The 22,569-nt window shown below is 65.9% G+C and carries 25 protein-coding genes and 1 pseudogene; 12 read left to right on the top strand and 14 right to left on the bottom strand.

The window, feature by feature from the left end; translation table 11 throughout:
• Nucleotides 1–6 precede the first annotated feature (6 nt).
• From AC5Y5W_RS08185 to menE, 6 genes are all read left to right on the top strand, one after another.
• Entirely contained in the window at nt 7–888 is an 882-nt protein-coding gene (locus AC5Y5W_RS08185) for an SDR family oxidoreductase (RefSeq protein ID WP_500009997.1), read from the top strand.
• 13 nt (nt 889–901) lie between these two features.
• A complete protein-coding gene (locus tag AC5Y5W_RS08180; RefSeq protein ID WP_500009998.1) occupies nt 902–1,309 on the top strand; it encodes a VOC family protein in 408 nt (135 codons plus the stop codon).
• A 95-nt stretch (nt 1,310–1,404) separates the two neighbouring features.
• Complete coding sequence (locus tag AC5Y5W_RS08175; protein WP_500009999.1) at nt 1,405–2,646, top strand: inorganic phosphate transporter; 1,242 nt, start codon at nt 1,405–1,407, stop codon at nt 2,644–2,646.
• Complete coding sequence (locus AC5Y5W_RS08170; RefSeq protein ID WP_499888718.1) at nt 2,643–2,927, top strand: hypothetical protein; 285 nt, start codon at nt 2,643–2,645, stop codon at nt 2,925–2,927. Before AC5Y5W_RS08175 ends, AC5Y5W_RS08170 begins: the two co-directional genes overlap by 4 nt.
• Nucleotides 2,928–2,974: 47 nt before the next feature.
• Complete coding sequence (locus AC5Y5W_RS08165; protein WP_499888719.1) at nt 2,975–3,271, top strand: DUF3349 domain-containing protein; 297 nt, start codon at nt 2,975–2,977, stop codon at nt 3,269–3,271.
• A 101-nt stretch (nt 3,272–3,372) separates the two neighbouring features.
• Nucleotides 3,373–4,407 carry an o-succinylbenzoate--CoA ligase gene (gene menE, locus AC5Y5W_RS08160; RefSeq protein ID WP_500010021.1) on the top strand — a complete coding sequence of 345 codons (1,035 nt, stop codon included), beginning with the start codon at nt 3,373–3,375 and terminating at the stop codon, nt 4,405–4,407.
• Nucleotides 4,408–4,508: 101 nt separating this feature from the next.
• On the opposite strand, the gene AC5Y5W_RS08155 is transcribed toward menE, so the two are convergent.
• Nucleotides 4,509–5,156: a TetR/AcrR family transcriptional regulator gene (locus AC5Y5W_RS08155; protein WP_500010000.1), complete on the bottom strand. Its 648-nt coding sequence runs from the start codon at nt 5,154–5,156 to the stop codon at nt 4,509–4,511.
• 91 nt (nt 5,157–5,247) lie between these two features.
• Here AC5Y5W_RS08155 and AC5Y5W_RS08150 point away from each other — a divergent pair, with 91 nt between their 5' ends.
• From AC5Y5W_RS08150 to AC5Y5W_RS08140, 3 genes and pseudogenes are all read left to right on the top strand, one after another.
• Complete coding sequence (locus AC5Y5W_RS08150; protein WP_500010001.1) at nt 5,248–6,699, top strand: FAD-dependent monooxygenase; 1,452 nt, start codon at nt 5,248–5,250, stop codon at nt 6,697–6,699.
• Between the two features lie 186 nt (nt 6,700–6,885).
• Nucleotides 6,886–7,401: pseudogene (locus AC5Y5W_RS08145) on the top strand (integrase core domain-containing protein); the annotation flags it as partial.
• Nucleotides 7,402–7,439: 38 nt separating this feature from the next.
• Complete coding sequence (locus AC5Y5W_RS08140; protein WP_500010002.1) at nt 7,440–7,763, top strand: YbaB/EbfC family nucleoid-associated protein; 324 nt, start codon at nt 7,440–7,442, stop codon at nt 7,761–7,763.
• 6 nt (nt 7,764–7,769) lie between these two features.
• Here AC5Y5W_RS08140 and AC5Y5W_RS08135 read toward each other — a convergent pair whose 3' ends face one another.
• From AC5Y5W_RS08135 to AC5Y5W_RS08110, 6 genes are all read right to left on the bottom strand, one after another.
• Entirely contained in the window at nt 7,770–8,255 is a 486-nt protein-coding gene (locus AC5Y5W_RS08135; RefSeq protein WP_500010003.1) for a hypothetical protein, read from the bottom strand.
• A 76-nt stretch (nt 8,256–8,331) separates the two neighbouring features.
• The gene (locus AC5Y5W_RS08130; protein ID WP_500010004.1) at nt 8,332–8,673 is read right to left on the bottom strand and encodes a DUF4333 domain-containing protein; all 342 of its coding nucleotides are present in this window, start codon (nt 8,671–8,673) and stop codon (nt 8,332–8,334) included.
• 49 nt (nt 8,674–8,722) lie between these two features.
• Nucleotides 8,723–9,493 carry a DUF4333 domain-containing protein gene (locus tag AC5Y5W_RS08125; protein WP_500010005.1) on the bottom strand — a complete coding sequence of 257 codons (771 nt, stop codon included), beginning with the start codon at nt 9,491–9,493 and terminating at the stop codon, nt 8,723–8,725.
• A gap of 8 nt (nt 9,494–9,501) precedes the next feature.
• The gene (locus AC5Y5W_RS08120) at nt 9,502–10,710 is read right to left on the bottom strand and encodes an Rv0964c family protein (protein WP_500010006.1); all 1,209 of its coding nucleotides are present in this window, start codon (nt 10,708–10,710) and stop codon (nt 9,502–9,504) included.
• Nucleotides 10,711–10,714: 4 nt separating this feature from the next.
• A complete protein-coding gene (locus AC5Y5W_RS08115) occupies nt 10,715–11,044 on the bottom strand; it encodes a WXG100 family type VII secretion target (RefSeq protein ID WP_500010007.1) in 330 nt (109 codons plus the stop codon).
• 121 nt (nt 11,045–11,165) lie between these two features.
• Entirely contained in the window at nt 11,166–13,157 is a 1,992-nt protein-coding gene (locus AC5Y5W_RS08110) for a DUF7159 family protein (protein ID WP_500011236.1), read from the bottom strand.
• 291 nt (nt 13,158–13,448) lie between these two features.
• Here AC5Y5W_RS08110 and AC5Y5W_RS08105 point away from each other — a divergent pair, with 291 nt between their 5' ends.
• Entirely contained in the window at nt 13,449–14,852 is a 1,404-nt protein-coding gene (locus AC5Y5W_RS08105; protein WP_500011487.1) for a DUF7937 domain-containing protein, read from the top strand.
• A gap of 7 nt (nt 14,853–14,859) precedes the next feature.
• Here the strand turns inward: AC5Y5W_RS08105 and AC5Y5W_RS08100 are convergent, their stop codons facing one another.
• Nucleotides 14,860–15,636: an S-methyl-5'-thioadenosine phosphorylase gene (locus AC5Y5W_RS08100; protein ID WP_500011238.1), complete on the bottom strand. Its 777-nt coding sequence runs from the start codon at nt 15,634–15,636 to the stop codon at nt 14,860–14,862.
• Between the two features lie 38 nt (nt 15,637–15,674).
• Between AC5Y5W_RS08100 and AC5Y5W_RS08095 the strand changes: the two genes are divergently transcribed.
• Nucleotides 15,675–16,547 (top strand): 1,4-dihydroxy-2-naphthoate polyprenyltransferase, encoded by an 873-nt coding sequence (locus AC5Y5W_RS08095; protein WP_500011240.1) that lies wholly within the window; start codon nt 15,675–15,677, stop codon nt 16,545–16,547.
• A 66-nt stretch (nt 16,548–16,613) separates the two neighbouring features.
• Here AC5Y5W_RS08095 and AC5Y5W_RS08090 read toward each other — a convergent pair whose 3' ends face one another.
• Nucleotides 16,614–16,928: a DUF4229 domain-containing protein gene (locus AC5Y5W_RS08090; protein WP_500011242.1), complete on the bottom strand. Its 315-nt coding sequence runs from the start codon at nt 16,926–16,928 to the stop codon at nt 16,614–16,616.
• A gap of 46 nt (nt 16,929–16,974) precedes the next feature.
• Between AC5Y5W_RS08090 and AC5Y5W_RS08085 the strand changes: the two genes are divergently transcribed.
• Nucleotides 16,975–17,136 (top strand): hypothetical protein, encoded by a 162-nt coding sequence (locus tag AC5Y5W_RS08085; RefSeq protein ID WP_139797963.1) that lies wholly within the window; start codon nt 16,975–16,977, stop codon nt 17,134–17,136.
• Between the two features lie 9 nt (nt 17,137–17,145).
• Here the strand turns inward: AC5Y5W_RS08085 and AC5Y5W_RS08080 are convergent, their stop codons facing one another.
• The 5 genes from AC5Y5W_RS08080 to AC5Y5W_RS08060 form a co-directional block, all read right to left on the bottom strand.
• Entirely contained in the window at nt 17,146–18,453 is a 1,308-nt protein-coding gene (locus tag AC5Y5W_RS08080; protein WP_500011244.1) for a MinD/ParA family ATP-binding protein, read from the bottom strand.
• Nucleotides 18,454–18,568: 115 nt separating this feature from the next.
• Nucleotides 18,569–19,540 carry a c-type cytochrome biogenesis protein CcsB gene (ccsB, locus tag AC5Y5W_RS08075; RefSeq protein WP_500011246.1) on the bottom strand — a complete coding sequence of 324 codons (972 nt, stop codon included), beginning with the start codon at nt 19,538–19,540 and terminating at the stop codon, nt 18,569–18,571.
• Nucleotides 19,537–21,186, bottom strand: coding sequence for a cytochrome c biogenesis protein ResB (gene resB / locus AC5Y5W_RS08070; RefSeq protein ID WP_500011247.1), 1,650 nt, complete (start codon nt 21,184–21,186; stop codon nt 19,537–19,539). The genes ccsB and resB overlap by 4 nt, the downstream gene beginning before the upstream one ends.
• The gene (locus AC5Y5W_RS08065; protein ID WP_500011248.1) at nt 21,183–21,965 is read right to left on the bottom strand and encodes a cytochrome c biogenesis CcdA family protein; all 783 of its coding nucleotides are present in this window, start codon (nt 21,963–21,965) and stop codon (nt 21,183–21,185) included. The genes resB and AC5Y5W_RS08065 overlap by 4 nt, the downstream gene beginning before the upstream one ends.
• Nucleotides 21,962–22,567: a TlpA disulfide reductase family protein gene (locus tag AC5Y5W_RS08060; protein ID WP_500011250.1), complete on the bottom strand. Its 606-nt coding sequence runs from the start codon at nt 22,565–22,567 to the stop codon at nt 21,962–21,964. The genes AC5Y5W_RS08065 and AC5Y5W_RS08060 overlap by 4 nt, the downstream gene beginning before the upstream one ends.
• Nucleotides 22,568–22,569: the final 2 nt, after the last annotated feature.

Below are 22,569 nucleotides of genomic sequence, written 5' to 3'. Positions count from 1 at the left end.
CGCGACGTGAGCAAGAGCCCATTACGTCGTATCACCGAGCAGATCGCGCTGACCGCCATGCGGCCGCCCATCGCGCCGCAACTGCGCCTCTACCAGCCGGCGGCCAAGCCGGTCGAACTGGACGGCAAACGGGTGCTGCTCACCGGCGCATCGTCGGGGATCGGCGAGAGCGCCGCGGAAAAGTTCGCCCGGCGCGGCGCCACCGTGGTCGCCGTCGCCCGCCGCAAAGAACTCCTCGACGCCGTCGTCGAACGCATCACCAAAGCGGGCGGCTCCGCCCTGGCGATCCCGTGCGACCTGTCGAATATGGAGGCCGTCGACGCGCTGGTCGCCGACGTCGAGCAGCGCCTCGGCGGAGTAGACATCCTGGTCAACAACGCCGGTCGGTCCATCCGACGCCCGTTGGCCGAGTCGCTGGAACGCTGGCACGACGTCGAGCGGACCATGGTGCTCAACTACTACTCGCCGCTGCGGCTGATCCGCGGGATCGCGCCCGGAATGCTCGAGCGCGGCGACGGCCACATCATCAACGTCGCCACCTGGGGCGTGTTCAGCGAGGCGTCACCGTTGTTCTCGGTCTACAACGCGTCGAAGGCGGCGCTGTCCGCGGTGAGCCGGGTGATCGAGACGGAATGGAGCCCGAAGGGTGTGCAGTCGACCACGCTGTACTACCCGCTGGTGCACACGCCGATGGTGGCGCCGACGAAAGCCTTCGCCAAACGACCGGGACTGACCGCCGACGAGGCGGGCGACTGGATGATCACCGCCGCGCGCAGCCGGCCGGTCCGGATTGCGCCGCGCATGGCGCTGGCGATCAAGGCGCTTGACATCGCAAGCCCGTTCGGGGTCACCACGCTGATGAAACGGCGGGACACCGGATCGGCGTGATAGACACGATGACATGGAGATACTGGCCAGCCGGGTGCTGTTCCGGCCGGCGGACTATCAGCGGTCGCTGAGCTTCTACCGGGACCAGCTCGGGTTGGCGATCGCCCGCGAATACGGCGCGGGCACGGTGTTTTACGCCGGCCAGTCGTTGATCGAGCTGGCCGGTCACGGCGCGCCCGAGCAGGCGGCTGGGCCGTTTCCCGGAGCGCTGTGGCTGCAAGTGCGCGACGTCCGCGCCACTCAGGCCGAGCTCGAGAGCAGGAGCGTGCCGATCGCCCGGGAAGCCCGTCGCGAATCCTGGGGGCTGCACGAGATGCACGTCACAGATCCCGACGGCGTGACACTGATCTTCGTCGAAATACCCGGCGACCATCCGCTGCGCCGCGACACCCGAGGTGAACGTCGCGGAACCGAAGGTTAACCGCGGGCAAACATCTGGCAACTAGTCAGAATCACCCGCGTTTCAGGGGCTGACTTGTTCGACATTCGAACCCCCCGGCCAGCAGAATTGGCCCCGTGAACCTTGAGTTGTTCCTCCTGATCATCGTGGTGATCACGGCACTCGCGTTCGACTTCACCAATGGGTTTCACGACACCGGCAACGCGATGGCGACCTCAATTGCCAGCGGAGCACTGACGCCTAAGGCCGCGGTGACTCTATCGGCGGTGTTGAACCTGGTCGGCGCGTTTTTGTCGACCGCCGTCGCGGCAACGATCGCCAAAGATCTGGTCGACGCTCACCTGGTGACCTTGGAACTGGTGTTCGCGGGTCTGGTCGGTGGGATCGTGTGGAATCTGCTGACGTGGCTGCTCGGGATACCGTCCAGCTCCTCGCACGCGCTGGTGGGCGGCATTGTCGGGGCAATGATCGCCGCAGTCGGCGGGCACGGGGTGATCTGGACCGGGGTCGTTTCGCGGGTCGTGATCCCCGCGGTGGTGGCCTCGGTGCTGGCCACGGTGGTCGGAGCAGTCGGCACCTGGCTGGTCTACCGTCTGGTCCGCCGTGTTCCGGAAAAGCGCAGCGAACGCAGCTTCCGTCGCGGCCAGGTGTTCTCGGCGGGCCTGGTGTCGCTGGCCCACGGCACCAACGACGCGCAGAAGACGATGGGTGTGATCTTCCTGGCGCTGATGTCCTACGGCGCCGTCAGCAAGAGCGCCACCCTGCCGCCGCTGTGGGTCATCGTGTGCTGTGCGCTGGCGATGGCCGCGGGAACCTACTTCGGCGGCTGGCGGATCATCCGCACCCTGGGTAAGGGCTTGGTCGAGATCAAGCCGCCGCAAGGCATGTCGGCTGAATCATCCTCGGCCGCAATCATCTTGCTGTCCGCCCACTTCGGGTATGCGCTGTCCACCACCCAGGTGGTCACCGGTTCCGTGTTGGGCAGTGGTGTCGGCAAACCCGGCGCCGAGGTGCGCTGGGGCGTGGCCGGCCGGATGGCCACCGCCTGGGGGGTGACGCTGCCGTCGGCCGGCATCGTCGGCGCCGTCACCTACCTGCTGGTGCACAGCATCGGCGGCTACCTGGGTGTGATCGTCGGCTTCACGCTGCTGTCGGCGGTATCGCTGGCCATCTGGCTGCAGTCGCGCAAGGTGCGCGTCGACCACACCAACGTCAACAGTGAATGGGCCGGCAACCTCACGGCCGGGCTGGACTCCCCCAACGCACAGGCTGCCCACGTCAACGGGGAGGTCCACGAACTCGACGCCGCCACGCCGGCCGACCGCCCTCAGTCCACCCCACGTCTGTACGCGTCGTGAGTACCTGGTTCAACTATGCCGCGACCCTGAAGATCCTGGTCTTCGGATTGCTGGTCGGTGCTGCGCTGCCGGCAATGTTTGCGCTCGGCGTGCGGCTCGGCGCCGCCGGCGCCGGCATCAGCGGCGACGCCGTCACCCGGAAACGTCCCGCACTGGTCGCGCTGAGCTGGACGATGTACGCCGTCGTGCTGGCGGCGGTCGTAATCGGCGTGTTGTTCATCGCGCGTGACTTCATCGGACACCACACCGGCTGGTTCATCCTCGGCGCCAAACCCACGTAAGCTCGGATTCGTTGCCCAGTTATGCGTAGCGGGGGAGGTGACGGAGTGTGAACCGATTCCTCAGTTCGATCGTCACCTGGTTGCGCGCGGGGTATCCCGACGGCGTGCCGCAAACCGACTACATCCCGTTGCTGGCACTGCTGTCCCGGCGGTTGACCAACGACGAGGTCAAAGCGGTGGCCAGTGAACTGATGCAGCGTGGCGACTTCGATCAGATCGACATCGGCGTGGTGATTACCCAGTTCACCGACAACTTGCCCGCCCCCGAGGATATCGAGCGGGTGCGGGAACGCTTGGCCGCCAAGGGTTGGCCGTTCGACGACGTCCGCGAGGAGCGCGAATAGCCGTCCTGCGCGCACTTGCCGTCCCGCCAGGTACTGCGGTGCGCACACTGATGCCAGCGCTGGAAGCTGTTCTGTCCGGCGGTGTTTCGACGCTGCTGCCGATGCCCGCTTCGGCTTCCGACGCGCCGGGGCTGGGAGTTGGCGAGCAGATCGACGACGACGTCGCGCTGGTGGTGACGACGTCGGGAACCACCGGTGCGCCCAAGGGTGCGCTGCTGACCGCTGCGGCGCTGACCGCCAGCGCCTCGGCCACCCATGCGCGTCTGGGCGGCTCGGGCCGCTGGCTGCTGGCGTTGCCGCCGTATCACATTGCCGGCGTGCAGGTGCTGGTGCGCAGCCTGGTGGCCGGGACCGAGCCGGTCGAACTCGACGTCTCCGCTGGGTTCGATATCTCCCAGTTGCCTTCTGCCGTCGAGCGTCTCGGCTCGGGGCGGCGTTACACGTCGCTGGTCGCCGCGCAGCTGGCCAAAGCGTTGGCCGATCCGGCGGCCACCGCCGCGCTGGCTGCATTGGATGCTGTTCTCATCGGCGGCGGGCCTGCGCCGCCGCCGGTGCTGGAGTCAGCTGCTGCCGCAGGCATCGCCGTGGTCCGCACCTACGGCATGAGCGAGACCGCCGGCGGGTGTGTTTACGACGGTATGCCGCTCGACGGGGTACGGCTGCGAGTGGAACCTGATGGTCGCATCATGATCGGCGGCGCGACGCTGGCCAACGGCTATCGCAACCCACCGGATCCCGACCCGTTTGCCGAGCGCGGCTGGTTTCGCACCGACGACATTGGCGCACTGGATGATTCGGGGGAACTTCGGGTGCTCGGCCGAGCGGACGAGGCGATCAGCACCGGCGGATCGACCGTGTTGCCACAGCCAGTGGAGGCCGCGCTGCGCACGCATCCCGCTGTCGCCGACTGTGCGGTGTTCGGAGTCGCCGACAATCGACTGGGTCAACGGGTGGCCGTCGCGGTGCTGGTGGCCGAGGGTTGTGCCGCACCGGCATTGGAGGACTTGCGTGCCCACGTGGTTAGCACGTTGGACGTAACAGCGGCGCCACGCGAGCTGCACGTCGTCGATGCGCTGCCGCTGCGCGGCATCGGCAAAGTGGATCGCCAAGCGTTGGCGCGGCGATACGGCAGATGATGGGCTAGGTGTTGCGGGGCAGGGGTTGTTGACGGCAGCGCGTCGCTCCCGGCCGCAGGCCGGGATATGCCTTATCGAACGGATAGGCGCGTGGCCCTCGGTTAGTTTGGCGGGGCTGGACTGGCTCGGACGAGTCCAGTGAGGATCATGTCGAGTCCGGTGTTGAATCGCCGGTCGCGGTCGCCGGTCAGTATTGCGATGAGGTCATCGGCCTCGGCAGGCCGACGGTCGCCACTGTCGGCGACCTGCTGTACCAGCGAGTCCCACTCGTCTGTGCCTTTGAGCTCAAGGAAGGCCTGTTCGTCGATCACGAATCCGGTTGTGTAGGAGCGTAATAGGGCTGCAAGCTGGCCTGGGGGGTATTCGGGTGCGGTGACCGCTTGCAGCAGTGCCATCAGCGTTGCCGACAGGTTGAGCGTCGCGGCCAAGGGGGCATAGGAGCCGGCGATGATGCGTCCGCCGTCCCGAAATGCCAGCATCGCACGGCGCATACGCCCGCAGCAGGTCTTCACCTGTTTGACTGATGGGACAGCGGTGTCGATGTCGGAGAGGTCGATGGTGGCGTAAATCGCGTCAGCCATCGCCCGCTGCAGGTCTTTGCGATCCCGAAAGTGCTTGTACAACGCTCCCGGAGTGACTTCGGCAGTTGCCGCCAGCCGCCGCATCGTCAGCGCATCCAACCCGTTGGCGCCCACGTATTCGTGAGCGAGCGCCACCAACGCGTCACGAGTTAATCCACGCTTGACCATCGCAGGCCAGCGTAGAGCGGTTTTGTTGACAGAGCGGTCGCCTGACCCCTAACTTCGTCTTGGTAAACATTGTTTACCAGATGGGGGCGGGATGGCAGAGCACCAGGTAGTGATCGCAGGTGCGGGTCCGACGGGTCTGATGCTGGCCGGCGAACTGGCGCTAGCGGGAGCTGACGTTGCCGTGATGGAGCGTCGAACCGGTCGTGACCTGGTGGGTTCGCGTGCAGGTGGCATGACGCCGCGCACGATTGAGGTGCTCGATCAACGCGGCATTGCCGATCGATTCCTCGACGAGGGCACCATCGGCCAAAACAGCCACTACGCAGGGCTGTTCTACGACGTCTCCGATCTGCCGACCCGGCACAATTACGGGCTCGCACTGTTGCAGTACCGCGTCGAAACGATCCTTGCCGACTGGATCGCCGAACTGGGTGTGCCCGTTCACTACGGCTGTGAGGTCACCGGCTTCACCCAAGACGACTCCGGCGTCAACGCCATCGTGTCGGACGGGACCACGCTGCGGGCCGGATACCTGGTCGGGTGCGACGGGGGCCGCAGCGTGGTCCGGAAAAGGGCCGGTATCGACTTCCCCGGATGGGAACCCTCGACCAGTTGCCTGGTCGCCGACGTTCGCCTGACCGACGAGCCGCCTTGGGGTCTGCATCGACACGGCGGGTTCCACTCGTTCTTCACCTTCGACGGCGAAGAGACCGTGCGGGTAATGGTGACCGAACCGCAGGTCGGAAACACCGCCGAACCCACCCTGACCGACCTCAGCGAGGCGCTCATTGCTGCACGCGGAACAGATTACGGATTACGCAGTGCCACATGGATTTCCCGGTTCACCGACACTACGCGCCACGCTGCGACCTACCGAGCCGGGCGCGTGCTGTTGGCTGGCGACGCCGGGCACATCCATTTCCCGATCGGTGGGCAAGGCCTCAACACCGGGATCCAGGACGCGGTTAACCTGGGCTGGAAACTCGCGCGAGTCGCGCGTAACGCAGCGCCTGGAGAACTCCTCGACAGCTATCACGCTGAACGGCATCCCGTCGCCGGGCGCGTGCTGCACAACACCATGGCCCAAACCGCGCTCAATGGACCTGGGGAACGCATCGATGCCCTCCGGGACACCATGGCCGAGCTGCTCACCATGCGCGAACCCCGTACCCGAATTGCCGCCATGATGTGCGGGCTGGATATCCGTTACGACCTCGGCGACGGGCACCCGCTGCTCGGCCGCCGCGTGCCAGACCTAGACCTACAGACCCCGTCCCGTCCCACTCGGGTGTTCACCCTCCTGCACCAGTCCCATGGCGTCCTGCTGAAGTTCGGTGGCCAACCATGGGACTTCGACATCACGCCCTGGTCAGACCAAGTGTCGACGTTCGACGTGCATTACAGCGGAGCGTGGGAGCTCCCGGTCATCGGCGAAGTGGCGGCGCCGGATGCAGTGCTGGTCCGGCCTGATGGCTACGTCGCCTGGGTGGCGGACGGCTCAACCGCGGGATTACCGGATGCGCTCGACAGGTGGTTCACCTAATTCCCTTGCGCCCAAAGCGCTGGCCTACGAGAAGAACTCCGCCCTGATCCGCTTGCCCGGCCGATTCAACAGCTCAGCAAGAAGAATGTCCCACCATGTCTCACCGCAATGCCCCACTGCCACCCGAAGGCCGCCGACGTCTCGTCCAACGATGCCAGCACCGCCCAATCGCACATGTTGCAGCCGGGATGCGGCAGCGACCACGCCCGCACCGTCGCCCGACGCAATACCAATGGCGAACGCGGCGGATATGTGTACCTGCACTCCGCCGCCGACAGTTACTCCCGGCCTGCTTACACCGAAGCCCTCACGGACGAGAAAGCGGCTACAGCAATCGGATTCATGCACCGCGCCCGAGCGTGGTTCGCCGCTCATGGCATCGCCCGAATCGGGCAGATAGTCACCGACAACGGAGCATGCAACCGAACCGATGCATTCGCCCGAGCCATGCTCGGAGCGCGCCCCCAAAGAATCAGACCCTACACCCCACGCCATAACGGAAAAGTGGAGCGCTACAACAAAATTCTCGTCGAAGAGTTCCTCTACGCACGTCCGTGGACATCAGAGCAAGAGCGAGTTGCCGCCCTCGGCATATGGAACATCCACTACAACTACCACCGGCCGCACAGCGCAGCTAGAGGGCAGCCACCGGCCTCCCGGGTCACTGCAGGCGTCACCAACCTCATGGCCTCATACAACTAGGCGCCGCGCTTGCGGGCCAGCAGCTACTCTGACACGACATGACGGGCGACATCCATCCAGAAGTAGCCGCACCGCTGACGGATGCGCGGCGGTTGGTGTCGATCATGGACGACCAGTTACACAAGATGAACGATGCGACATTCATAGCCGCCGACGACTCCGAGACAGTTGAGGTCACCCTCAACGGGCATCGTCAGTTAACCGGCGTCGTCATCCACGATGGCCTGCTGCGGTTGGGCGCAGAGACCGTCGAGCAGCGTCTCAACGAAGCGCTTCGTAACGCCACCGATGCCGCATCGGCGTCAATGGTGGCCGATCAGAAGCGAATCGACGAACTGCTCGACCACCTGACCGACGGGTGACAATCATCAAAGCCGCCGTATGACGATTGCGCGGTAGATCCAGCCCGCGCCGATGATCGTCTCCTTCAACGTGTTCTTGAAATCCTTGGTGTCGAACCGGAAAAGCTGGCCGTTCACCTTGCCCTCGGCCTTCTCATGCAACTGGCCAGTTTTCCAGGTGTAGCCGGAGTCAGTGAAGCCATCGCTATCTGTCGTGGAGAACCAGCCATAACACCGATCCCTCGATCGAACCTGGTGTGCGCCGAGGCGAAAGCGTAGATGGGTGGTAAACGTTTCATTGAGCCCGACTTCGGTGAAGATGTCCTTCCAGTAAGGGTCGCTGGTCTTCCACTCCGCCACCAAGTCAACCTTCTCTAGAGTACCGTCCCGCACCTGCCAGGGAGATGTGGGGCGGTTCAACCCCATCAACCGCAGCCGTAGCTCTTCCGGGTCGACGGCCAAGACATCAGGATCGGGCCTGGTGATGCCGCGGATACGATCGCGAAATCCCATGCGGATTAGTCAATCATGATGCGGGGTCAGAACCGCCCCCGCATCTCCGAGAATCCGACATTCCATCTGACACAACTCAATTCATGGGTTTTTCGTCATTCTGCATATCAAATTTGATGTCGTCACCCTCGACGGCGGTAGTCGTCACAGTCACGCCCAATTTGCTGTCGCCTACCGTGAGCACGCACCGCTGTGTCGCGCCCACCTTGGCTGGAAGGTCGCCATTGCAAACAACTGAATCGGCCTTCGCCCCCGCATGCGCCTCTTCTTTCTGCTTGACGGTGGCAGCCAACTTGTCCTTCGACAGCGCCGGTGTTTTATGGATTTCCGCGTGTGTGGAGCATGCGCCCACAAGGGTCGCTGCGGTCAGCATCGCGGCCGCGATAGCCCGTCGCCGATACGAATTCATTGGTGTCATGCTCAACTGTTCCTATCTGATCTCGTGGGTTCTCGTCGGCGGCTAAGCATCACACCATCGGCCGCTCATCGACCTGGATGTCGAACTTGACATCGCCGCCATCGACGTCTACGACCCTGACGGTGACACCGAGCTTGTCCTCACCGACGGTCAATGCGCACCGCTGGATCGCACCGACCTGTGCAGGCAGGCCGCCGTTACACACCAACCCATCTGCCTTCTTTTCGACGAACTGCTCAAGAAGCTGCTTCACCCGAATTTCAAGCTGCTCCTTCGACACCTCGCCAGGCTGATTCGAATCCCGCGGCGCCTGCTCCCGAGCAGCGGCCGCGGTACCGGCGACTTCGGCACTGATCGAGTCCATGAATTCCACCACCGCGGATTTCGCGATGTCATAGACATCGACCGGCGCGCTGTACAACAGCTGCAGCAGCAGAAGTACCGTCGGTTCCTCGGTGGGAACCTCGAACAGGAACTGAGACTGCATGATATCCACGTCGCGCCCGCCGAGGTTGACGGTGAATCGAAGCTCCTGGGCGTATTGGCGCGGCGGTGCATCGGAAATCAGACCTTCTCGCAGGACAGCTATGCCCTCCGCTTGGCCTTCCAGGCTCTGCCGATAGCCGGCAGCCAACAGCGACAAATCGTCGCCGGCGTTGATCGCCTGCTCGGCGACGGTGATGTTGGTCGTGAACGGCTTGTCGAGATCCGCCTTTCTCACCAGCACGATGGAGGCGGCGTCTTCGTTCACCACGCTCGGTTCGACCGAAATCCAGCCATCTGGAACGGATCCCGTCAGTTCGAAACCCTGGCTTGCCACGTCACCCCTTAAAACCCGAACCACTTGCCGACGTTTTTGACACCGTCCTTAATGGTGTTGGTGACCTTACCCGGATCGATCTCGACGTTGAACGAACCCTTACCACCGACGCCCAGACAGGCACCGACCGAGCCGCCGATTTTCAGCTTTCCGTCTTTGATGCCGGCGTCGATGTCGGCCGATACGCCGATCCCGGCCTGCAGCTCACCGTGAGCCCCAACGCCCACGCCACCCACATCGACATTGGCGTCGCCGGTGAGGCGTCCACCGACGAATGCCTCAGCACCGGCGTTCACTCCGTCTTCGCCGACGGACGCGTTGGCCTTGGCGTTGGCCTCGACAGCAGCCCGTCCGCTGACGTCACCGTGGGCAATGCCCAAGTCAGCCGAACCTTTTGCCTCCGCTCCGACTAGAGTTGCGTTTGCGTTGGCACCGGCCGAGATACCATTGGAGGTAACTTTGGCGTTCGCGCCCGCCTGGGCGGTGAAGGCGTCCATGCTGACGTTGCCCTTCACGGTTGGTCCGTTTTCGCCGAATTTGTGCTCTCCTTTGAGAAGATCCTTGTCGACGACAGCCCCAACTTTTCTGGTCTTAGCCTCGGCGACCGTCACCTCTGCCTTCGGCTTCTTCTTCTCTTTGGGATCGCCGAAGTCCTTCGGCTTCGGCTTCTTTTGATAGTCAGGGTTGTCCCACTCCGTCGACCCGACTTTGATCTTCACCTCATGCTTGCTGTTCTTGACCGCGTTGGCCAGCAGCCCGTCGGCGTGGTCGGCGGCGGTCCGCAAACTATCGATCGTGGCCTGCGTGCTCTTCGTCATGGTCTGCACGAGCCGCTTGGTCTCGTCGCTCAGCGAGTCGAGATTGGGCGGCGGAATCGCCCTACTGGTCTCTGGATCGATCCGAATTCCCCAACTGGCGGCGCTGGATCGAAGTGAACTCAGCTCGGTCTTGATCTGGTTGACCTCATTGGCGGCAACTCGGGTGGCATTCGCGATTCCAGAGGCATCCTGGCCGTGAGTGTCGAGTCCGGTGGCGTGCAGCTGCGTCCGTGCCAGCGCCGCCGTGGACGCCGGACCTTTCCAGGAATCGAATGCGGATAATCCGCCCAGTGCGCCGCTTGCCTGTGTAGTCGATTGGGCACGGTTTGTGCTTGCCTGACTGACCGCGTTGATCGCATCCGAGTCCCACCGATCGATGTCGGCGATCGACAAGCTCATGGGATTAGCGCGGGTCGGCCGCTGCGGCGCCGATGGCCGATCCGGCGTCCTCTACCTGGTCGGCAGCCTCGTCGTCCACACCGCGGTAGGCGCGTGCGGTTTGTACAAAGTTGTGACCGTGTGTGGTGAGGTTGCTGTGGTGGGTTTGGGTCTCCTCGCGCCATTCAGCGGCTTTTGCCGCCAGCGCTTGGGCGGACTGGCCGACCCAGCCGGCGTGCGATGCGGCGATCTGCTCGTCGGCTGCGGATAGTTCGGAGTGCAAGGCCTGCGCTACCTGGTGCAACTCGACGCCCGACGCGTGCACCGCGGCTGGATCTACCTTCAACTCACCCATGAGAGCCCCAATACTTTGGCCGACTTTGGCGCCCGGACCGAGTCATATTCGGTTGGCGAAAGTATCGTATCGCGACCCTAGAGGGTGTCAGAGCACCAAAATTTTGGGTGCGGGAGTGGGGTCAGCCACCGGTGCTTGCGCTACCGGAACCGCTGCTGCTCGATCCGGAACCACCCGATCCGAAGCCTCCACCAGAGCCAAAGCCCCCCGAGCTACTGCCACCAGAGCCAAACCCGCCGCCGGAGCCAAAGCCGCCGCCAGAGCCGAAGCCGCCGGAACCGCCCGATCCGAACCCGCCGCCGCTGCCACCAGAGCTGCTGCCTGAGCCGGACCCGCCGGAAGACCCGCTTCCGCCACCGATACTCCCGGAACCGCTTCCGCCACCGGACCCGAAGCCACCCCCACCGGTACTACCCGAACCACCGCCGGAAGACCCGCCCCCGCCGGTGCTGCCGGAACCACTTCCGCCACCCGCGCTGCCCGAGCCGCTTCCGCCGCCGGCGCTACCCGAGCCGGAGCCGGAAGACCCGCTTCCGCCACCGGTACTGCCCGAACCGCTTCCGCCGCCAGCGCTACCTGAGCCGGACCCGGTGTTGCCTGACCCTGCGCCGCCAGATCCGGTGTTGCCCGATCCTGCGCCGCCAGATCCGGTGCTGCCTGAGTCGCTCTCGCCGCTACCAGAGCCGGCGCTGCCCGATCCCGTACCGCCGCTACCGCTTTCGTTGCCGCCAGTCCCGCTGCCGCCGTTCTGGCTGCCGCCGCTTTGACCGCCGTTTTGGCTCCCGCCGTTCTGACTACCCCCGTTTTGGCTGCCGCCGTTCTGACCGCCACCGCTTTGGCTGCCACCGCTTTGGCTGCCACCGTTTTGACCGCCGCCGCTTTGGCTGCCGCCATTTTGACCGCCGCCATCCTGGCTACCGCCGCTTTGGCTCCCGCCGACCTGACCGCCGCCGTCCCGACCGCCACCGTTCTCACCGCCGCCATTTTGTGTGCCGCCGCCTTGGTTGCCGCCAATGCCAATCGGTCCTTGCGGCACATGAATGGGAAGTGGAATCGGTATCGGGATGGGAACGGGGTTGAACCCGGGTGCCGGCGGGGCGGCAGGAGGCGCTTGGTCGACGGCAGGAGGCGCAACCGGCACGGGCGGCGCCGCCGGAGCCGGCGCAGGATTCGAGACGCCCTGCGGGGACCCGCCGGGACTGACTGCCGGCGGCTGCACTTGCGGCCTCGGCGGGTTAGGCGCCGGCAACACCGGCATGAAGTTTCCCGGCACCGGTTTCTGTTGCTGCTGCTGCGGTTGCACGTGCGGCTGCGCCGGATTGGCCGCAGTTGGGCGGACACCGATCGTCACCGCGACGGCCAGCGCAGCGCACCCCGCGACCAAGATCCCGCCGACGGAGCTGCCGATCAGCAAGGCACGGCCGACTGGCGCTGCGACGCCCATCGCTTCGGTTTGGTCGTAGTCGTAGTCGTCGTATTCGTCGTCGTCTCCGGCGTAGTCCATCGACAGCAACTCGGAGTCGTCGTCGGTCATCGAGTAGGCCAGCTGCGGACCGGAATCCGTCATCTCCGCCGCAGGCTCGTTGATCGCCGTCGCGTCGGTGGGTGTGGCCGCATCGGCCATCGCGGCTGCCGGTGCCAGCATCGTCGAGTCTTGCGCTGGTAGGGCCGCTTGGGTCGTCGTCGCCGAGCCCGCGGCCACGGCAGCGGCCCGCGCCGTTGCAAAGGCAGGATTGTCCGACGCCTCTGACGCCCACGACGCGGTGGCTCGCACCTCGTCACCGGCAGCGGCACCAGACGACGCGATCAGCGACGTTTCCGCCTCGGCCTCGGGCAATAACGTCACATTCTCGACGCCGGAATCGTCGAGCGCCTGGCGCAATTCACCGGCTTGAGCCTGATCCGACCACCACACCCGAGTCCCGATCAGCCGATGGTCTTCTGCTGCCAGTAGCCGATGCGTGCCGACCACCGTCTCGGCCAGCTTGTCGATGGGGTCCGCTCCCACATTGACCACCGACTCGTCGATCACCACATCGCGATCGGCCCCCGCGCCGACGAGCGTCAGGCGGGCAACCGGACCGTCCACCGCGACGCCTAGAGCTACGTCCATCGCGGGTCTCCTCTCCTGACACTGCAGCATCAACCGTTCAGCCGACATAGGTTCAACGATCGAAGCCCAGGTTGCACTCCCGCCGAGTTAGCCAGGGTATGCCATCCCTGCGACATCTGACCGGGGATGCTCCAAGACCTGCGGCTCCGCCGTTAGCTGGCCACACCATCTAACGCGCTTCGAAGTACTGTCGGTTCCGTGAGCAACGGCCGCGACGACACGCCTGCTGCCCGTCACGTCGGCGGACCAAGGATTGCGCGCATACCGGCTGAGCAACCACCGCGATCGCTGGTGAGCCGTAAGTCGATCCGCCGGTGGAACATCAGCTGCGAGGTAGCCGCCGCCGTGCTGTTGCTCCTTGCGCTGGTGTTCCCGTGGAACCTGTATTTCGGCCTCACCGTCCCCGCTAGCCGTGGCGCAGTCTTTGCGCTGCTGATCGCGTGCACGGTCCTTTCGCTGGCAGCTATCGCCGGCGGCCGACGCATCGGTCCTGCGGTGCGGGTCGCCCTCAACGTCCCGTACCTGCTGCTGGTGCTGGGCTTTGTGGTTTTCGACGTGGTCCAGACCGTGCGACACGGCGGGAGCGCGACGGTGCCGGGCGGTGTGGGGCCGGGGGCATGGCTTGGCGTCGCCGGCGCAGTGTTGAGCGCGCGACCGCCGATCACCGGCACCGTCGACGACGACAGGCTGCGGGGGTGGCTGCGTTCCGCGCCGCTGGTCGGCTACGCATCGATAGTCCTGGCTCTGCTGAGCGTGGTATTCAACCTGTTCTGGCGGATCAAAGCCGCGCTGCCCACGGGTTCGTCGAGTTTTGGCAAACAGAACCTCGCAATCATCGCGACGGCCATCGTGTATGGCATCGTGGCGTTGATCGCTGTCGTGGTGGCATCTCGATGGATTCTGCAGCGCAGCACGGATTCTCGGCTGGAAGTGGTTGCCCTGGGAGCATCGACGCTGGTTGCCGGGCTGATCGTGTGGAGCCTGCCGATCGGTCGCGACATCGACGGGTTTCACGGTATTGCACAAAACACCTCGACCGCCGGAGTCGGGTTCGAGGGCTATCTGGCGTGGGCGGCGGCCGCGGCGATGGTCGCACCGCTGACGTTGCTGCGCATCCTGAGCGATCAGCAGATCGCGCAGAGTATTTGGCGGCGGACGGCGCGAAAAGGCTTGGTGCTGATCATCGTATGGTGCATCGGCTCGGTGTTGATGCGGCTCACCGACATCGTTGTGTCCGTCGTGTTGAACCTGCCCTACTCGCCCTACGATAGCGCGGCGATGGCGGCGTTCGATCTGGTCACCGCGGTGCTTGCGGTGTGGCTCTATCTCAACTTGGCTAACCGCGCCCTGCCGGTGGCCGTGATCGCGTCACTATGCGGAGTTCTGGTCGTGCTCACGGTTTCTCGGATCGTGATAGGCGTGGCACTGGCTCCCCGGCTGGCCGGTCCAGTCGACGCAAACCCGGTTTATGGCAGCAATCTCGCACAACAGATCACCAGCACGTTCGACGTCGTGCTATGCGGGCTGGCCCTGTGCATCCTCGCCGTGGCTATCGGCACCGGTCGACTGCGACAACGACAGCCACTCACCACTGCCCGGCCGGTTGCCGTCGATGAAGCGCCGCGGATCTACCGCGACGACTCACCACCCGCCAAAGGACCCAAGATCTTTCGGGCATCCGACGACACGACCTAGCGGACTCTTACGGCAGGTCGAATGGCAGCTCGACGCCGCTCGGCGACAGGCACTGCGTGCAGGTGCGCTCGCCGGCGACCTGACCGATTGCCTCATAGACCAGATTCTTGAACGGCTCGATGTTCTTCTCGAACTCACTGAACACGTCGATAGCCGTCACTCCCCCGCCCACCTCGATGCCGGCATCCAGATCAGTCACCAAAGCGATTGCTGCATAGCATATTTCGAGCTCACGAGCGAGCACAGCCTCCGGATAGCCGGTCATGTTGATCAGAGTGAACCCGGCGCCGGCGAACCACTGGCTTTCCGCGCGAGTGGAAAACCGCGGTCCTTGAATCACTACCATGGTGCCGCCGTCGACCACGCCGGGCAGCCCAGTGACCGCGGTGCGCAGCGCCGGACAGTACGGGTCGGCGAACGCCACGTGTGCCCCGCCGGACTCGAAGTACGTGTCGGCGCGACCGCGGGTGCGGTCCACCAATTGATCGGGCACCACCACCGAGCCGGGCTCGAGGTCAGCGGTCAGGCTTCCGACCGCACACGGCGCAAAGACTCGTCGCACACCCAGCGCGCGCAGCGCCCACATGTTGGCCCGATACGGCACGGTGTGCGCCGAATACTCGTGATTGGCCCCGTGACGAGGCAGGAAAGCGACCTCGTGCTCGCCGACCATGCCGACCGTGACCGGGGCGCTGGGCTCACCGAACGGGGTGTCGAGGTTGACGCGGCGCGCGTCGGATCCGAAGAACGTATAGAAGCCGCTGCCGCCGATCACTCCGAACATGCGCTCATTCTCCGACATGGCCGTGTAAGGATCAGGCGGTGGCCAGCCTTACGCAGTGGATCGCCGGTGCTAGACCGCGCACGCTTCCCAACGCGGTCGCCCCCGTCATCGCGGGCACTGGGGCTGCGGCGTGGTTACACGCCGCGGTGTGGTGGAAGGCGCTGCTGGCGTTATTGGTTGCCTGCGCTTTTGTTATCGGGGTCAACTTCGCCAACGACTACTCCGACGGCATTCGCGGCACCGACGACGACCGGGCCGGCCCGGTGCGACTGGTGGGGTCGCGGCTCGCAACGCCGCGGTCGGTGCTGGGGGTGGCCGTGGTGAGCCTGACCGTCGGCGCAATCGCCGGGCTGGTGCTGGCTTTTGCGAGCGCGCTATGGCTGGTCGCGGTCGGACTTGCCTGCATCGCCGGCGCCTGGCTGTACACCGGCGGCTCGAAACCCTACGGCTACGCGGGTTTTGGCGAAGCAGCGGTGTTCGTGTTCTTCGGACTGATCGCGGTGTTGGGCACTCAGTACACCCAGGCGCTGCGGGTGGACTGGGTGGGATTGACGCTGGCGGTGGCCACGGGCGCGCTGTCGTCGGCGGTGCTGGTGGCCAACAACCTGCGGGACATCCCGACCGACGCGCAGTCCGGCAAGATCACGCTGGCGGTGCGGCTCGGCGCAGTCCGCACCCGGGCGCTCTACCAGCTGTTGCTGGCGCTCGCGGCGGCGCTGACGCTGGTGCTGGCGGCAGCCACCCCGTGGTGTCTGCTGGGCATGATCGCCACGCCGGTGGCGCTGCGGGCGGTGGCGCCGGTGCGATCGGGCCGGGTGGGCGCCGAGCTGATTCCGGTGCTGCGGGATACCGGACTGGCGATGCTGATCTGGTCGATCGCCGTCGCGGTGGCATTGACTGTCGCCGTTTGACTCTGCGTCTACCGCGCAGAAGTGCGAGTAGCGTGCCTGGTCACCGCAGAGTCAACGAAGGGGAACTCAGTCGTCGCCGGATGGATCTTCGCCGCGTAGCCGGGCCCGCAGCTGGTCGCGGTCGCGGCGACGGCGCTCGGTGGCCGCCTCCAGCCCGGCGGTGGCCCGTCGACGCAGCGGGCTGAACAGCCAGATGCCCAGCGGCATGGCGATCACCAGCGCGAATAGCACCGCGATGACCACCGGGAAGTCGTGCACGCCGAGCAGTCGCGCCATCCCGTAGATGCCCGCCGCGAGGACGAGGACCAGAATCAGCCTTGCCGCCGAGTACAGCACGATGTCGACGACAGCGCGGCCCGCGGAGCTTCGACCTTCTGCCACAGCTCGAGCCTACGGCGCGGGTATATTCGGTCCAAGGAGGTGTTGAGTGCTCTACCTGCTCCTCGTCCTGGTTTTGGGGACGCTGATCTACATCGGCTGGCGGGCTGCGCGTTCGCAGGTGAACCGGCCGAAGACGCGCGTCATCGGACCCGACGATGATCCGGAATTCCTGTGGCGGTTAAGCCACGGCGATAACAACCCGCGTTAGATCAAGCGCCTAAATAAAGGCGGTATTCCGTCGCTCGTCGTTGGGGAATCCGTCGGCGACAACAGCTGCCAGCTCGATCAACGCCTCGCGGGTTTCCCGCTTCAGGCGCTCCAGGCTGATCTCGGCGCCCTCCTCCAGATGCGGGTCGAACGGCACTAAGCGCACCGCGCGGCATCGCCGGGAAAAGTGGTCGACGACCTTCTGCATGTCGACCTTGCCGGAGCGGGGCCGGACCGCGTTGATGACGGCGATAGCCCCGCGCACCAAATCCTCGTGTCCGTGCGCATCGAGCCAGTCCAGCGTCGCCGAGGCGCTCCGCGCCCCGTCGATCGATCCGGAGCTGACCACGATCAGCGTGTCGGCCTTGGACAGCACCGCCGACATCGCCGAGTGCAAAAGCCCGGTCCCGCAGTCGGTGAGCACCAGGCCGTAATACCGCTCCAGGATCTCCAGCGTCTGGGTGTAGTCGTCGGCGCTGAACGCCTCCGACATGGCCGGATCGCTTTCCGACGCCAAGACTTCCAGCCTGCTGGGACCCTGGGAGGTGTAGCTGCGGACATCGCTGTAGCGCTGGATGCCCTCGGCGTCGCGCAGCAGGTGCCGGACGGTGGCCGGCGTCTCCAGCGGCACCTTCTGGCTCAGCGTGCCGCGGTCGGGGTTGGCGTCCACGGCCACCACCCGGTCGCCACGAATCGACGCGAAGGTGGCGCCCAACGTGGCAGTGATCGTCGTTTTGCCGACGCCGCCCTTCAACGACAGCATCGCGATGCGGTAGCAGCCCCGCAACGGCCGGTTGACCTGGACGATCAGGTCGTTGTAGCGATTGACCCGCGGGCTTTCCCCGACGTTGATCAACTGGCCCGACAAAACGTAGAGCCACCGCCGCCAGCCTTCCGATGGCGGCGGCTTGACCTGCCGTAACAGCGTGCTGGTGGACAGTTCCGGATACGGCGACGGCGGGTGGTGCGTAGGTGTGGCCCCTTGGCGAAACGCGGTGTTGCCCGTCGTCTCAGGTGCCCGCCCGGCCTGCCCCGGCTGATAGCCGCCGTAGGAGGGCGAATCGACCACCCGGGGAAGTCCTTTGGCCGGGGTGGCCGCCCAGGCCCGCGGCTCGACGCGGGTTTCCGGGGCCATCCCGCCCACCGTTTGGTTCTCGCTGAAGCGGCGCTCCGTGCGGAACCCCGCAAAGGCCTTCGTCTCGGCCGCGCTGGTCTTGGGGTCCGGCTCACCCGCGTGGGGCTGAGGCGGCAGCTCCGTTGTCGGATGGTCTTCGGGGCTTCGAGGCGTTCCGGAGCCCGGGGTTGGATGCTCAGACACGTGAACTTCCCCTCGTTGCAGTACTCGGGTCGCTTGTTACCGCTCGGATAACTCTTAACAACTTGCCCTGTTAACGAACATATCGCAGCGCCGCCCGACACCTCTGCGGTGCAGGTCAGCCCACGCCGGCATAGGAGTGCAGGCCGACAGTCACGAGATTGACGAAAAACAGGTTGAACACCATCGCCACGAAGCCGACCACGTTGATCCAGGCGGCTTTTCTGTCCCGCCAGCCCGCCGTCGACCTGGCATGCAGGTAGGCGGCGTAGACCACCCACGCGATGAAGGCCACCGTTTCCTTGGGATCCCAGCCCCAGTACCGGCCCCACGCTTCCTCAGCCCAAATTGCACCGAAGATCACCCCGAAGCCGAAGACCGGAAACCCGAAGATCGTCGTCCGGTAGGCGATACGGTCCAAGGTCTGCGCGTCGGGCAGCCGCTGCACCATGCGAGCCAATCCGCCCGCGGTTTGCGGATCGCCGAACCGCGAGGTCTGCAGCAAAAACAGAATGCTGGCCACGCCGGCTACCAGAAACACGCCCGAGCCCAGGCTGACCACCGACACGTGGATCGGCAGCCAATACGACTGCAGCGCCGGCATGACCGGCGCGGCGTTGGCGTACAGCCAGTGTCCGGACACCGCCAGCAGGATCAGCACCGGCAGCAACAGGAAGACCCACAGTGGACGGTACTGCGGCCGACGCAACACCACCGCGCCCGCGATCAAGCCGCAGCAGCAGGTCAGGTTGATGAACTCGTACATGTTGCCCCACGGCACCCGCGCGGTGGCCAGGCCACGCAGCACGATGCAGGCCAGCAGCAGCCCGATCCCGACATAAACCAGGGCCAGACCGCCCCGGCCGATGCGTTCGTCGAACGGCCGTCGGGGCACGTCCAACACGACGCCGGGTGTGGTGCTGTCGGCAGCGACACCCGCGCTGACCAGCTCACGCTCGTCGCGCCTGCTGCGGGCGTAGGCGAGTTCGACGGCCAACAGCAGTAGCGCGACGACCAAGACCACCAGCGCCGAGGTGAACGCCCAGTCGGAGGTACGCGCCAACCCCACGTCGATGTTCGGGGTGTTCATCTCGCGTCCTTTCCGGTGGCGCCGACGGGTTGCCGCGCCGCGGCGTCGAAACCTGCCAACAGCCGGCCGGTCAGCCGCTCGAACTCGTCGCCCCAGCCGGAATTGTCGGTGCGGGCCAGGCCGCCCAGCTCGACGTTTACCGTAGCCGTTGCCGCGGCTGGGACCATCCGCACCCAGATCCGCCGCCGTCGCACCAGCAGCGACACCAGCAGCCCGGCCATCATCACCGATGCCGACACCAGCACCCAGACCTGGCCGGGGTCGTGGGAGACCTGCAGGTTGATGAACGGGACGGCGCCGTCAAAGCGCACCACCGTGCCGTCCTGGTCGAGTCGGACTTCGTCGCCGGCGCGCAGGTTGACCCGCTTGAGCTTGATCAGCCGGTGCTGGTCGATCAGCCGGGGATCCAGGGTGTACAGCGACTGCGGCCGGCCGGTGTCCAGGCCGGTGTCGCCTTGGTAGATGTCGACGGCCACCGCGGGGGCGTTCAGCGCGGGAAAGCTCGACGACAGCAGGGTGCCGTCGAGCTGTTCGGTCGGGGCGAGCAGGCCCTGGATCGCCAGCTGGTGTTGACGACGCTCGGCGGGGTCGGGATAACTGCCGGCCGGCGGGTCGATCCGCGCCACGCCCGACGACAGCAGGGTCTGCGGGTTGTCGGGTCGCCATTGCACGGTCGACGTGCGGGTCTGCCCGTCGGGGAACGTCACGGTGAACGTCGGGGCGTAGCCGTGGCCCTGTAGGTAGATCCGGTCGCCCCCGGTGCGCAGTGGGTGGTTGACCTCTAGCCGGTAGGGCTGCCACGTGTTGCTGGTCAGGTTCGCGCCGGTTTGGTAGTCGATGTCGGCCGCGAACGACGTGGCCTGGCCCGACGGCAGGTAGTGGGCGTCGAAGTCGTTGACGCGGACGCAGATTGGATGCAGTGAGGTGCCGTCGACGGTGTTGCCGGCGCGGAACGAGTCGAACGCGGCCGGCGAGGCCGAGCAGAACCCCGGCCCACCGTCGGCGATCACGATCACGTTGCCCTCGTAGCCGAACATCTTGCCGACGCCGACCGCCACCAGCAGGCCCAGCAGCGCGAAATGGAAAGCCAGGTTGCCGAATTCGCGCAGGTAGCCCTTCTCGGCGGAGATTTCGACAGTGCCTTCTGGTGGCGACCCGCTGCGCCCGGCTTCGCCGCGCTTGCGATCGCCACGGCCGTCGTGGCGGTGGATGGTTTTGCGCCAGCCGCGCAGCCGGTGGGCCATCGTCGCGGCTAACTCCTCGGGGTCACCGGCGACGGTGGCGGTGGCGTGCTTGGGCAGCCGGGCCAGGTTGCGGGGGGCGGCCACCGGGGTGGCGCGCAGGCTTTTGGCGTGCTCGATCATCCGCGGGGTCAGGCAGCCGACCAGCGACACGAAGAGCAGCACGTAGATCGCGGTGAACCAGAAGCTGCCGAACACATCGAACGCCTGCAGTCGATCCAGCCATGGCCCGATCACCGGGTGGGTGGCCAGATACTCGTCGACCTTGCTGGCGTTAAGGCTGCGCTGCGGCAACAGCGCGCCGGGGATCGCACCCAGCGCCAGCAGGAACAGCAGCACCAGCGCGGTGCCCATCGACGTCAGCGCCCGCCAGGTGTTGCGGCTCCACGCCAGCAAGCGGCTCATATCGGCAGCCTCACGTCGGTCACGAATGCGTCGCGCAGCCACGAGACGAAGTCGCTCCACACTCCGCTGACCAGCGCTGCGCCCACCGCGATCAGCAGCACGCCGCCAATGATCTGCAGTGCTCGGGTGTGCCGGCGAAGCCAGCCCAGCCCGGCCACCGCGCTGGCCGACCCGAACGCCAACAGCACGAACGGGATTCCCAGGCCGAGGCAGTAGGCGATCACCAACACGATGCCGCGCGCCACGCTGGCGCCGTCGGTGGCCGAGGCGACGGTGATCACCCCGGTCAGCGTCGGCCCCAAACACGGTGTCCAACCCAGCGCGAACACCGCGCCCAGCACCGGCGCCCCGGCCACCGTCGACAACTGCCGCGGTGTGAAGCGGGCCTGGCGCTGCAGGGCGGGGATGAATCCGATGAAGACCAGGCCCATCACGATGGTCAGCACCCCGCCGAGCCGTTGCAGCAGCAGTTGATTGCTGATCAGCGTGGTGGTCATGCCGAGCACCGCGACGCTGCCGAGCACGAAGACCACGGTGAACCCGGCCACGAACAACGCCGCCGACCCGGCGACCCGCCACCGCGCGGTCGGCGGCGTTTTGAGCGCACCGGCCCCGGGCGCTTCGTCGACGCCGACGACCGCGGCCAGATAGGACAGATAGCCCGGCACCAGCGGCACCACGCACGGCGAGGCGAACGACACCAGCCCGGCCAGCAGGCAGACCGCCAGCGCCACCAACAGCGGCCCCGCGGCGGCGATTTCAGTGAACCCGCTGCTCATTGCGGTCCCGGTGGCGCCTGATCCTCGGCTGCCAACCGCTCGACGACCGGCTGCAGGTCTTCGGCGAGCAGTTCGCGCAGGAAGACCGCGGCCACCCGGTGCTGACGGTCGAGCACCAGGGTGGACGGAATGACCGTGGTGGGGTATTTGCCGCCGAACGCGATCATGGTCCGCATCGCCGGGTCATAGATCGACGGGAAGGTCACGTGGCGATCGGTGACGAAGTCCTGTGCGGCTTGGCGGTTGTTGTCGCGCACATCGATACCGAGAAACACCACCCCGTCACCGCGGGTGGCGTCGTAGACCTCTTGCAGGCGGGTGACTTCGGCCCGGCAGGGCCCGCACCACTGGCCCCACACGTTGATGACGACGACCTTGCCGGGGAAGTCGTTGAGCGACAGGGTGCGTGCCGGGTTCATCAGGTCGGGTCCGCCCACCGGCCCGGGGCGGCCCCGGCGGTCGGGCGGGTCGTAGAAGATGTCGGTTTTACCGCCGGGAGCGACGAATTCGAACGTGCCGCCCTGGGCGACGGCGTCGTCACCGGTCGAGCAGCCGGCGAGTAGACCGGCCACCGCTGCGGCGACGATCGCCAGCCGCCACATGC

The organism is Mycobacterium sp. NGS51 (assembly GCF_059812525.1).
This window is presented reverse-complemented; position numbering and strand designations above follow the sequence as displayed.